The organism is Brevundimonas sp. LM2 (assembly GCF_002002865.1).
Lineage (GTDB): Bacteria > Pseudomonadota > Alphaproteobacteria > Caulobacterales > Caulobacteraceae > Brevundimonas.
In genome coordinates this window covers 1,276,967-1,289,018 of the sequence record NZ_CP019508.1, presented here as the reverse complement: position 1 = coordinate 1,289,018, position 12,052 = coordinate 1,276,967, and the positions used below count along the sequence as shown (strand labels likewise).

At 68.8% G+C, this 12,052-nt stretch carries 6 protein-coding genes; 4 read left to right on the top strand and 2 right to left on the bottom strand.

The annotated features are described in order from the left end of the window. Positions 1 to 9 precede the first annotated feature (9 nt). Entirely contained in the window at positions 10 to 1,167 is a 1,158-nt protein-coding gene (locus BZG35_RS06255) for an endo-1,4-beta-xylanase (protein ID WP_077354872.1), read from the bottom strand. Next, positions 1,164 to 3,119 (bottom strand): sialate O-acetylesterase, encoded by a 1,956-nt coding sequence (locus BZG35_RS06250; protein ID WP_077354871.1) that lies wholly within the window; start codon positions 3,117 to 3,119, stop codon positions 1,164 to 1,166. Before BZG35_RS06250 ends, BZG35_RS06255 begins: the two co-directional genes overlap by 4 nt. Positions 3,120 to 3,308: 189 nt before the next feature. Here BZG35_RS06250 and BZG35_RS06245 point away from each other — a divergent pair, with 189 nt between their 5' ends. The 4 genes from BZG35_RS06245 to BZG35_RS06230 all read left to right on the top strand — a co-directional run bounded on the left by BZG35_RS06245 (position 3,309) and on the right by BZG35_RS06230 (position 12,043). Further along, positions 3,309 to 5,867: a glycosyl hydrolase 115 family protein gene (locus BZG35_RS06245; RefSeq protein ID WP_077354870.1), complete on the top strand. Its 2,559-nt coding sequence runs from the start codon at positions 3,309 to 3,311 to the stop codon at positions 5,865 to 5,867. Positions 5,868 to 5,978: 111 nt separating this feature from the next. Then, positions 5,979 to 7,265, top strand: a complete 1,287-nt coding sequence (locus tag BZG35_RS06240) for an MFS transporter (protein ID WP_077354869.1) — start codon at positions 5,979 to 5,981, stop codon at positions 7,263 to 7,265. Beyond that, positions 7,262 to 8,902 (top strand): glycoside hydrolase family 43 protein, encoded by a 1,641-nt coding sequence (locus BZG35_RS06235; RefSeq protein WP_077354868.1) that lies wholly within the window; start codon positions 7,262 to 7,264, stop codon positions 8,900 to 8,902. The genes BZG35_RS06240 and BZG35_RS06235 overlap by 4 nt, the downstream gene beginning before the upstream one ends. Before the next feature lie 189 nt (positions 8,903 to 9,091). Beyond that, complete coding sequence (locus BZG35_RS06230; RefSeq protein ID WP_077354867.1) at positions 9,092 to 12,043, top strand: TonB-dependent receptor; 2,952 nt, start codon at positions 9,092 to 9,094, stop codon at positions 12,041 to 12,043. Positions 12,044 to 12,052 lie beyond the last annotated feature (9 nt).

Here is a 12,052-nt window from a genome sequence, read left to right as displayed (position 1 = left end):
ACCGTCAGCTCAGCGCGGCTTCGCTCGGGTCAGGGACCGTTCGATGGCGGCGCGCAGCGGCTTGGGCTTGAACGCCGCGTCCCAAGGCGTCGGGCGCTTGGCGGCCCCGTCGGCGCGGGGCCATAGGCCCTGCAGCCACGAGTAGTGGTCGGCCAGGCCCCATAGCATGACGGTGCGGGTCTGGGGATAGTCCAGCATCAGGTCCAGATAACGCTCGGCCAGGTCCGCGACCGCGCGATCCCGCACCTCGAAATCCAGCGGCAGGTTCTTGTCGTGGACGTCGAACTCGGTGATCTCCAGGTCGAATCCCATGCCGACGACCTCGTCGAGGAAGACCCGCCACTCCCGCTCCTGGGCCGTGTCGAAGCCCACGGAATCGTCGGTGTTGCCGGAGCCGATATGGCTCTGGACGCCCAGGGCATCGACCGGCACGCCGCGCTTGCGGAACCCTTCCAGCAGCCGCAGGACCCCGGCCCGATGGGCTTCATGGCCCGCTTCCCAGCTCATATAGTCGTTGTAGCAAAGCCGCGCCTGAGGCGCGGCCTCGCGCGCCGTGTGGAAGGCGACGTCGAGCACCTCCTGCCCCATGGCGCGCGACAGCGAGGTCTCGCGCAGGGCCCCGGTACCCGCGTCGACCGTCTCATTGACCACGTCGAACGACACGACCTGAGGATAGCGGGCGGTGACCCCCCGGATATGCTCGGTCAACAGCCGCTCGCCCTCGGCGGCCGGTCGCGCGCCATAGTCGTAGTCGGTCAGCCAGCGCGGAAACCACTGCGGGTGATGCCACAGAAGGGTATGGCCGCGCAGCGCCATGTCGTGCTCGGTCGCGAAGGCGGCGATCTGGTCCATGCGGTCGAAGTCGAACCGCTCGGCGTCGGGACGCAGGGCCGCCCACTTCATCTCGTTCTCGGCCACCAGCCCCCCGCAGTCGGCGATCAGCAGGGCCTGATAGGCCGGATCCTGCAGCGAACCGCCCAGTCGTCCCGGAGGAGCCATGCCGGCGACCGAGCCGAACAGCAGGCCGCGCGCGGCGGCGAGGTCGCGCAGGGACGGTTGATCCCCCTGCGCCCAGGCGGGCTTGACCGACGCCAGACCGGCGCTGGCAGCGGCGCCGGCCAGCACGGCGCGCCGGGAGGGAGTGCCGAAGGCGGAGGTGCGCGTCATGGGGTTTGCCTTTTTTGATCTACAAGGAGTCGGAAAGGGCCGGCCGGGAGGCCTGATCCGTCGAACAGGTTCACGGTCGGATTGTCGGCCCAGGCGTAGCGGACCTGATCCGCCGCGGTCCCGGCGGGGACGGCGATCCGCACCGTCGCCCCGTTGGGGCGAGCGTCGGCGAAGCGGCAGGCCGAGCCGTCCGCCCCGCACAGCTCGAAGCCCAGCAAACCTGCCCCGCCGAAGGCGACCAGGCGGCCTTCGACCCGGTCGAAATGGACCACGACCGCGTCGCCGTCCCGGGTCGCATGCGCCGCCTCGGGCCCTGACGGAGCGATGTCTGACCCATAGATCTCGGCGCGCGCCGCCCGCGCCAGACGACGGCCCAGCTCCAGCTTCTGACCCGGATGGATGTCCCAGCGGTCGCCGAGGTCGATGGCCACGGCCAGGGCCGCGTGGTCGTCGGCCAGCACCGCCGTGCGGGTCCGGTCCCGCAGCTCGGCCCAGCCCGACGCCGCGGGCTCGGCGCGCGGCTCGCCATAGTTGGCCAGAGAGACGATCAGGAAGGGCAGGTCGGGCTGGTCGAACCGGTCCCGCCAATCGGTCATCCAGCCGGCCAGCAGCCGGTCATAGGCCTCGGGGTCGCGGCCGGTGTTGGATTCGCCCTGATACCAGAGCACGCCCTTCAGACCGACGCCCTCCAGCGGCGCGATCATGGCGTTGGAGATGGTCGTGATCCCGGCCAGGGCTTCCCACGGCGGGCGCGGCGCCGGACCGAAGTCGCCGGCCCCGCTGGTATAGCGCCAGCCGGCTGTATCCAGCGGGATCGACGTGCCGTCGGCCAGGACCAGGGCCCGCTTGTCCGCCGGTCCGTACAGGCCGCCGTTGGCATAGGTGTCCAAGACATTGACGATGACGGCGTTGTCGCCCGCCTTCAGCACGCCCGCCGGGACCGGATAGAAACGATCGCCCGAACCCGACGCGCCGATGGCCGTGCCGTTGATCCAGGTCTGGTCCGCCTCGTCGACATTGCCGAGCGTCAGGGTCGCGCCCTGGGCCGCCTGGGCGGCGGTCAGGCCGACCCGCGCCCCGTACCAGAGCATGCCGTTATAGGCCGCCAGCTCCGGCACGCCCCACGTCTCCCAGGCGGTCATGGCGGGAACGGGCGACCAGGCCTCGGTGGTTTCGGTCCAGGGCCGGCTGCCCGCCTTCGAGGTCCACCAGGCCTCCCACACCGCGCCCCACCGGCTCTGGGCCCCGGCCGGATCGGTCGCGAACTGGTCGAGGATGGACAGGCTTTCGTCATAGCCGCCCTGGCCGCGGATCGCCTCGGCGCCCATCCAGGCCTGGATCGTCGACCCGCCCCAGGCGGCGTTGATCAACCCCATCGGCACATCGTGGTCGCGGCGCAGGTCCTGGGCGAAGAAGAAGCAGGCGGCCGAAAAGTCGGCGACGGTCGCCGGTGCCGCGGCGACCCAGGACACCGGCTGGGCGAAGTCCGGCTGGCGCGTCGGCGCATGAACGGTGGGGATCGTCATCAGCCGGATGCCGTCGTCGGCGGAGGCCCCGATCTCGCGCGGGCTGTTCAGGGCCCGGCTGACCGGGACCACCATGTTGGACTGGCCGGAGCACAGGAAGACGTCGCCGACCAGCAGGTCTTCGGCTTGATCGGTGCGATCGCCGGATCGCGCGGTCAGCACATGGGGACCACCGGCCGTCATGGCCGGGAGTTCCGCCCGCCAGCGGCCAACCTGACCGGCCGTCGCACGGGTCGTCCGGCCGGCCAGATCGACAGTGACCGCCTCCCCCGGCCCGGCCTGTCCCCAGACGGTGATGGGTCGGTCGCGCTGGATCACGCCATGGTCGGAGAACGGTGCGGCGAGAAGGTCCTGCGCCCCGACGGGCGCGGCCGTGCCCAGCCCCATGACGGCGAGCACGAAATCACGGCCGGTCCGAGCGGTCATTGTCGTCCTCCCATGAGCCCCGCCGTTGACCGACGATGATAGCGCTAACACGAGCCTAGGCCGGGCTCCGGCACCCGGTCAACTCGCATTCGGGTTCGGAGCGCCTGAATATTGTCTGAGTATTGCCAGGCGCTGTTTCGCGCGTCATCGATCGGTTCGGACGTCCTGGAACAGCCCTTGAGGTGACCGATGCGCGGCTTGGTGATCGCCCTTCTCCTGCTCGGTGCCCTCGCGACCGGATCGGCCGCCCAGGCCTGCGACCGCCCTGTGTCGGTCTGCGCGACATCCAGCATTGGAAGCTTTCCCCTGATCACCGGCGACCGTCCGGCGACGCTGCTGGTCGAGCCCGGGGCGGACACCGCTGTGACGCTCGCGGCCGACAACTTCGCCACCGATCTGGAGCGGGTCAGCGGACACGCCCCCGCCCGGATCGCGACGACGGCCGGGGCCACAGGCGATCTTGTGATCGTCGGCGTGCTGGGCCAGAGCACTGTGATCGACGATCTGATCGCGCGCGGCCGGATCGAGACCGGCGACATCGCCGGCCAGTGGGAAGCCTTCCGCCAGATCGTCGTCGAGGCCCCCTACCCCGGCGTGGAGCGCGCCCTGGTGATCGTCGGAGCCGACCGGCGGGGGGCGGTCTTTGGCCTGTATGACCTGTCGGAAAAGATCGGCGTCTCGCCCTGGCATTGGTTCGCCGACGTGCCGGTGCACCGCCGGTCCGACGTCTTCGTCACCGCCGGGGCGCGCCGCGACCAGCCTGGGGTCCGCTATCGCGGGATCTTCATCAACGACGAGGATCCCGGCTTCGCCACCTGGGCCCGGACGCGGTTCGGCGGGATCAACGTGGAAATGTACCAGCATGTGTTCGAGCTGATCCTGCGCCTGCGTGGCAACTATCTGTGGCCCGCCATGTGGGCCCCCAAGGCGTTCAACGCCGACGATCCCCGCAACATGGTTCTGGCCGACGCCATGGGGGTGGTGATGGGCACTTCCCACCACGAGCCCCTGACCCGGGCCCAGGACGAATGGCATCGCGACACCGAGAGCGGCGTCACCGGCGGCCGCTGGGACTACGCCGCCAATGGGGAGAATGTGCGGACCTTCTGGCGCGGCGGCATCGAGCGGATGATGTCGCGCGGCGACGGCCGGCCGTTCGACACCCTGGTCACCATCGGCATGCGCGGCGACGGCGACGAGGCCATGGCCGAGGGCACCGCCATCCCCCTGCTGGAACAGGTCGTCGCCGACCAACGGGCCATCATCGCCGACGTCACCGGCCGTCCCGCCAGTGAAACCCCGCAGGTCTGGGCCCTCTACAAGGAGGTGCAGGACTACTACGACCACGGCATGCAGGTGCCGGACGATGTCTTCCTGCTGTTCGCCGACGACAACTGGGGCCAGATCCGGCGACTGCCGACCGGGGATCGCGACCGCGCCGCGGGCTACGGCGTCTACTACCATTTCGACTACGTCGGGGCGCCCCGGAACTACAAATGGCTGAACACGGTCCAGATCGAGAAGACCTCGCAGCAGATGGATCTGGCCTGGCAGAGCGGGGCGCGCAGCCTGTGGATCGTCAATGTCGGCGACATCAAGCCGATGGAGTTCCCGATCAGCGCCTTCATGCGGCAGGCCTGGGATCCCGAGGCGATGACGCTGGAGGCACTGGAGCGCTATCCGCGCGACTGGGCCGCCGCGACCTTCGGACCGGAGCATGCCGCCGACATCGCGGACCTGGTGACGCGCTACAGCCAGTATGCGGCCCGGCGGAAGCCGGAGCTGATCGACCCGGCCACCTTTCCCCTCGGCCTCATGAGGCCGGACACCCTGGACGGCGGCGACTTCGGCCGCAGGGTGGCGGAATGGGAGGCGCTGGAGGCCCGCGCCGAGGCCGTGCGGGTCCAGCTGCCCGAGACGCATCAGGCGGCCTATTTCCAGCTGGTTCAGCACCCGATCCGGGCCCTGGCCACCCTTTATGACCTCTACTACTCGGTGGCCTGGAACCGCCGTCTGGCGGCGGTCGACGATCCCCGCGCCAACGCCTTCGCGGACCGGGCCGAGGCGGCCTTCCGCGAGGACGCCGCGATCACGGCCGAATACCACGCGATCAGCGACGGCAAGTGGGACGGCATGATGCTGCAGACCCACATCGGCTACACCTCCTGGCAGCAGCCGGAGTCACAGGAGATGCCCGAGGTGATCCGCGTGGCCGCGACCGCCACGCCGAGGGTTGCAGCGGTCTCGGCCCCGGCCGACGCCGCCGCGTCCGGCGACCGGATCACGATCGAGGCACCGGACTTTTCTCGCGCCGTCGGGGGCGCGGGCCTGACCTGGCGCGTCATCCCGAACCTCGGCCTCACCGCCGGGGCGGTGACCGCCTTCCCCCAGGGCCGTCCCCCCACGACCGAGGCGGACGGGGTCCGGCTGGAGTATGACTTCACCCTGGCGCAGGGCGGCGACCTCGAGGCCCTGCTGGATCTGGTGCCGACCCTCGATACGACGGGGAAGGCCCGACTGGCCTTCGGCGTCTCCCTGGACGACGGCCCGATGATCCCCCTCGTCGACAGCCTGATCCCCGCCCCCAATGCCACCACGACCCAGGAACAGCGCGACTGGAACCAGGCGGTCATCACCAACGTCCGCACCCTTTCGACGACCTTCCGGTCGGTCGCGCCCGGCCGCCATACGCTGAAGATCTGGCGGCTGGACGACAATGTGGTGCTGCAGCGGATCGCGCTGCGCTGAATGGTCTGACAATTTGCCTTGGCGGCGGCTCTGCGGCTATCGGTCGCTGGCCGGGGGATTCATCGCCGCCTGACCAGAAGCGATCGACCTCGGCCCGGGAGGGGAACCGACATGCTGAGACGGGGCAATCTGCGCTGGTGGATCATCGGCCTGGTGATGCTGGGCGCGATCATCAACTACCTCAGTCGCAGCACGCTGGGGGTCGCCGCCCCGACCCTGACCACCGAGCTCGGGGTCACGACCCAGCAGTATTCGTGGATCACCGGGGCCTTCCAGCTGGGCATCATGATGCAGCCCTTCTGCGGCTATGTCCTGGACACCCTAGGGCTGAAGACCGGCTTCGCCCTGTTCGCCGCGGCCTGGTCCCTGATCACCATGGCCCATGGCCTGGCGAATTCCTGGCCGGCTTTCGCGGTGCTGCGTGGCCTGCTGGGTCTGGCCGAGGGATCGGCCAATCCAGCCGGGATGAAGACGGTCTCCGAATGGTTTCCGGCGCGCGAGCGGGGGTTGGCGGGCGGGGTCTTCAACATCGGGGCCTCGGTCGGCTCCATGCTGGCCCCCCCGATCGTGGCCTGGGCCATCCTGACCTACGACTGGCGCGCGGCCTTCTACATCAGCGGGGCCCTGGGTCTGATCTGGGTGGCCTTGTGGCTGAGCTTCTACCGCTCGCCCGACACCCATCCCCGCCTGTCCGCCGAAGAGAAGCGGCTGATCGCCGAGGGTCGCGAGGCCCATCTGCAGGCCGAAGACGCCAAGCCTTCGCCGCTGCGGATCCTGCGCAACCGCAATTTCTGGGGCATCGCCCTGCCCCGCTTCCTGGCCGACCCGACCTGGGGGACCTTGGCCTTCTGGGTGCCGCTGTATCTGACCACGGTGCGCGGGTTCGACCTGGCCCAGATCGCCATGTTCGCCTGGCTGCCCTTCGTGGCCGCCGACCTGGGCTGCCTGTTCGGCCCGACCCTGGCCGCCTTCCTGCAGAAGCGCGGCCTCAGCCTGATCAACGCCCGGCGCACCGCCTTCACCGTCGGGGCCGTGATGATGATCGGCATCGGCTTCGTCGGCTTCGTCGACAGCCCCTATGTGGCCATCCTGCTGCTGTGCCTCGGCGGGTTCGCGCACCAGACCCTGTCGGTCACGGTCATCACCATGTCCTCGGATCTGTTCCGCCGGAACGAGGTGGCCACCGTCACCGGCATGGCCGGGACCTGCGGCAATTTCGGCGTGCTGGTCTTCTCCCTGCTGATCGGCAGCCTGGTGGCGACGGTCGGCTATACGCCCTTCTTCGTCGCCCTGGCCGTCCTCGACCTGGTCGGCGCCGCCCTGTTGTGGACCCTCGTCCGCGATCCGGGCAGGACGGGCCCGGCCGACGGCGCGGCGATCGCCCAGGCGACGCCATGACCCCGATCCGCAATCCGATCCTCAAGGGGTTCAATCCCGATCCGTCGATCTGCCGGGTCGGCGAGGACTACTATATCGCCACCTCGACCTTCGAATGGTTTCCAGGGGTTCAGATCCACCACTCGCGCGATCTGGCCAACTGGACCCTGATCACCCGGCCCCTGAGCCGGGCCAGTCAGCTGAACATGCTGGGCGCGCCGGACTCATGCGGCGTCTGGGCCCCGTGCCTGACCCATGCCGACGGGCTGTTCCACCTGATCTACACCGATGTGAAACGCTATGGCCGCACCTCGGTCGGTGGCGCGAGCGGCGCGTCCCTGCGCGACTTCCACAACTATCTGGTCACTTGCCCGACCATCGACGGCGACTGGAGCGATCCGATCCACCTGAACAGCAGCGGCTTCGACCCCTCGCTGTTCCACGACCGAGACGGGCGCAAATACCTGCTCAACATGCTGTGGGACCACCGCGCCGGGGCCAACCGGTTTGCCGGTATCGTGCTGCAGGAATATTCGCCGACCGAGCGCCGCATGATCGGCACGCGGCGGACCATCTTCAGCGGAACGCCCCTCGGACTGACCGAGGCTCCGCATCTCTACTGGCGGGACGGCTGGTACTATCTGCTGACCGCCGAGGGGGGCACCGGCTGGGGCCATGCGGCGACCCTCGCGCGGTCGCGCAGCCTGGAAGGCCCCTACGTCCTCCACCCCGACGGTCCGTTGCTGACCGCCCGCGATCGGCCTGACGCCCCGCTGCAGCGCGCCGGCCATGCGGACCTGGTCGAGACTCCGGAGGGCGACACCTATGCGGTCTATCTGTGCGGTCGCCCCCTGCCCAACCGGGGCCGCTGCGTGCTGGGGCGCGAGACCGCGATCCAGCGGATGGTCTGGGGCGCGGACGGCTGGTTGCGGACCGAGACCGGCGACGCCCTGCCCGTGATCGAGACCCCTGCGCCCGCTCCGCACGACGCGCCCCCGCCCTTCGTCGTCGAGACCGACCGGTTCGACGGGCCCGCCCTGCCGATCGCCTTCCAGTGGCTGCGCACGCCCTGGCCGGACGAGATCTTCTCCCTGTCCGACCGGCCCGGATGGCTGCGCCTGCATGGGCGCGAGAGCCTGGGCAGCCATTTCCGCCAGGCCCTGGTGGCCCGGCGTCAGCAGGCCTGGTCCTATTCGGCCGAGACGGTGATGGCGTTCGATCCCGAACACTATCAGCAGGCGGCCGGGCTGATCTGCTACTACGGGACCGCCAATTTCCACTATCTGCACGTGACCCACGACGAGCGACTGGGGCGGTGCCTGCAGGTCATGTCGGCCCTCCCGGACCAGGCCCAGGCCGATGCCTTCACCGCCCCGGTCGCCATCGGCGACGGGCCCCTGGCCCTTCGGGTCGAGGTCGATCAGGAACGCCTGCGCTTCGCCTGGAAGCTGGAGCAGGACCCGACCTGGACCTGGCTGCCCGAGGTGTTCGACGCCAGCATCCTGTCGGACGAGGCGGCCGCGGCCGGCACCGCCAACTTCACCGGAGCCTTCGTCGGCATGGCCTGCCAGGATACGTCAGGGACGGGCCGGCCGGCCGATTTCGCCCTGTTCCGCTATGCCGAGCGCGCTTTCCAGAGCGATCCTAGCCCGGTCTGAATTGCGGCACCGAAAAGCCGCACCCCCGCGAGCATGTTCGCCCCACTGTCAGGCCACATTGACAATTCCAAATGTCGGACATACCAATGTGATGTGAGCGCTACCATCTAGAGTGGCGCCGCGAGGAAGCGTTCTTCGGCCGGTCGTTGGCCCGCCGCAACCGACAGCCCCTGGGGAGGGATCATCGACATGTTCACGCCGCACAAAGCGCGCGCCCGCCGCAGCGCCCTGCTGCTCGGTGCCACCCTCCTGACCGCCGTACCGGTATCGGCCCTGGCCCAGACGCCGTCGCCGGCCCAGGACGCCACCGTCGTCGACGAGATCATCGTCACCGGCTTCCGCAGCAGTCTGGCTCAGTCGACGACCGCAAAGCGCAATGCGACCGGGTTCACCGATTCCATCTTCGCCGAGGACATCGGCAAGTTCCCGGACCTGAACCTGGCCGAGTCGCTGAACCGCATTCCCGGGGTTCAGCTGACGCGCGAGATCAACGGCGAGGGGCTGAACATCTCGGTGCGCGGGCTGGGCACCAACTTCACCAAGGTGCTGCTGAACAGCGCCCAGATCTCGGTCGCCTCCTCGGGCCGGACGGACTCCCAGAACCAGAACCGGGAGGTCGATCTCGACCTGTTCCCCACCGAACTGTTCACCCGTCTGGACGTCAACAAGACCCCGATGGCCTCGACGCTGGAAGGCGGCGTCGCCGGGGTGGTGAACATGCGCAGCGCGCGTCCGTTCGACAGCGAGGGGCCCAACTTCACCTATTCGGTCCAGGCCAACTACGGCACCCAGTCCGAAGAGGTCAGCCCCCGGCTCGCCGGCATCGTCTCCAACACCTGGGAATTCGATAATGGCGGCGGCTTCGGCGTGCTGCTGGGCCTGGCCGCCGTGCGCAACAAGAGCCGCACCGAGGGGTTCGAGACCATCGGCTGGACCAACCCCAACCTGAGCGACGCCCTGTGCGGGTCGCCCTCGGTCCCGGGGCCGCCCGCGGGCAATCCCTGCAATCAGCCGTTCGGCGGCAACGGGTTCAACCTGCCCGGCACGGTGCCGGTCAACGCCGGGAACGGCCTGGTCGCGGGCACGGTCATCGACTCGGCCTTCCTTCTGGCCCGCAATCCGGGCACAAGCCTGACGGCGCTGGGCAACGGACTGATCCCGCGCCTGGGCCGCGACTCGCTGAGCGAGGGAAACCGCGACCGCGATTCCGCCCTGCTCTCGCTCGAGTTCCGGCCGTCGGAAACCCTGCAGTTCTATGCGGATCTGCTGTACGGCAAGGCCGACCGCCAGTTTACGCGCTCGGACATCAACTGGGTCGTCCGCAACTCGAACTTCATGGTGCCCCTCGGCGTCAAGGTCGATGCGAACAACGTCGTCACCAGCGGCACCTACGCCAACTCCCAGTTCTTTCTCGAGGTGCGGCCGTACCACGAGGAGCTGGACTTCTATAACGTCAACCCGGGCATGATGTGGCAGCCGACCGACTGGCTGCGGATCGACGGCCAGTTCAACATGAGCAGGTCGGAGTTCCGGCGCGAAGCCCCCACCCTGCTGATCAACACCCCGCTGAACACCGGCCTGACGGTGACCTACGACAACACCGGTGGCGACTATCCCTCGATTGTTTCCAGCCGGGATCTGAACGACCCCAACCTGGGCTGGACGTTCGTGGGCGGCCGGTTGAACGTCCAGAACGAGTTGCGCGAGACCGAGACCAAGGGCACGCGCTGGGACTTCACCGTCGGCCGCGAGGAAGGCATCAACTTCCGCTTCGGAGGTGCCTACGACGACGTCAGCCGCACGATCGACGCGCGCGACAACTCCCAGCGGTGGCAAAATTTCGTCTGCGGTGGCGGCGGCGCGGGCAGCGGCCCGACCGACACCCTGCCGACCACCAACCCCGCCTGCGACGGCCGCGCCGGCTCGGCCGTCCTGGCGTCCCAGTTGGCCTCCTACCTGCGCCCGGGCGAGCTCGGCTTCGTGGCCCTGGACGTCGATCGGTTCTTCAGCGACACGAATTTCGACGCCTACAGCTCCGCGGCCCCCTCAGTCTCCTCGGCCGCGACCGGCGCCAGTTCCGGCACGATCGATGAATCCACCATCGGGGCCTATATCGAGGTCAACGGCATCACCCAGCTTCTGGACCGCGACATGCGGTTCAACGCCGGGGTGCGCTATGCCACCACCGACCAGGACATCACCGGGCCCCAGACGATCAACGGGGTGACCTCTTTCCTGACGTTGAACCAGACCTATGACGAGTACCTGCCCGCCTTCAACGCGGTGTGGGAGGTGCTGCCGGACGTCACGCTACGTTTCGCCGGCTCGCGGACCCTGACCCGTCCCAACCCCTCGGCCATGCTGCCGGGGACGACGTTCAGCGACCCGTCCGCCCAGCAGGCCAACCAGGGGAACCCGAACCTGACGCCCTATCTGTCGAACAACTTCGACTTCGGCGGAGAGTGGTACACGGGCGGCGAGGGCTATTTCGGCATCGCCCTGTTCACCAAGTCGGTGACCGGCTTCACGGTCCAGGGCACCAACACCATCCCCTTCAACCAGCTGGGGGTCGCCTTCAACGAGCTGACGGCGCTGCAGCAGCAGGCGATCACCAACCGCGGCGGCCCCGACGTCGCCACGGTCACGGTGACGCAACAGGTCAACGCCAACGGCGTGCTGGAGATCGAAGGCTTGGAGCTGACCTGGGTCCAGCCGCTGGACTTCCTGACCGAGGGGCTGGGCTTCACCGCCAACTACACCAAGATCAACCAGTCGGGCTCGGGTACCGGCGCGCCCGCGGTGGCGGTGGGCATCTCGCCCTCGACCTACAACCTGACCGGCTACTACGAGCGCGGCCCCGTCGCCCTCCGCGTGTCCTACAACTACAACGAGGCCCAGATCAGCTCGGGGCCGAACCAGAACAGCGTACCGGTGGCGCAGCTGCGCACCGACGCCCGGGGTCAGGTCGATCTGCAGGCCAGCTACACCCTGGACTGGCTGCCCTCCTCGCCGCGCGTCACCCTCGACATCCAGAACCTGACCGACGAGCCGCAACGCTCGACGTTCGAATACGACAACGCCGCCTTCACCTACTACGAGCCTGGCACCAACATCCTGCTGGGCATTCGCGGACGGTTCTAGATCGATCCC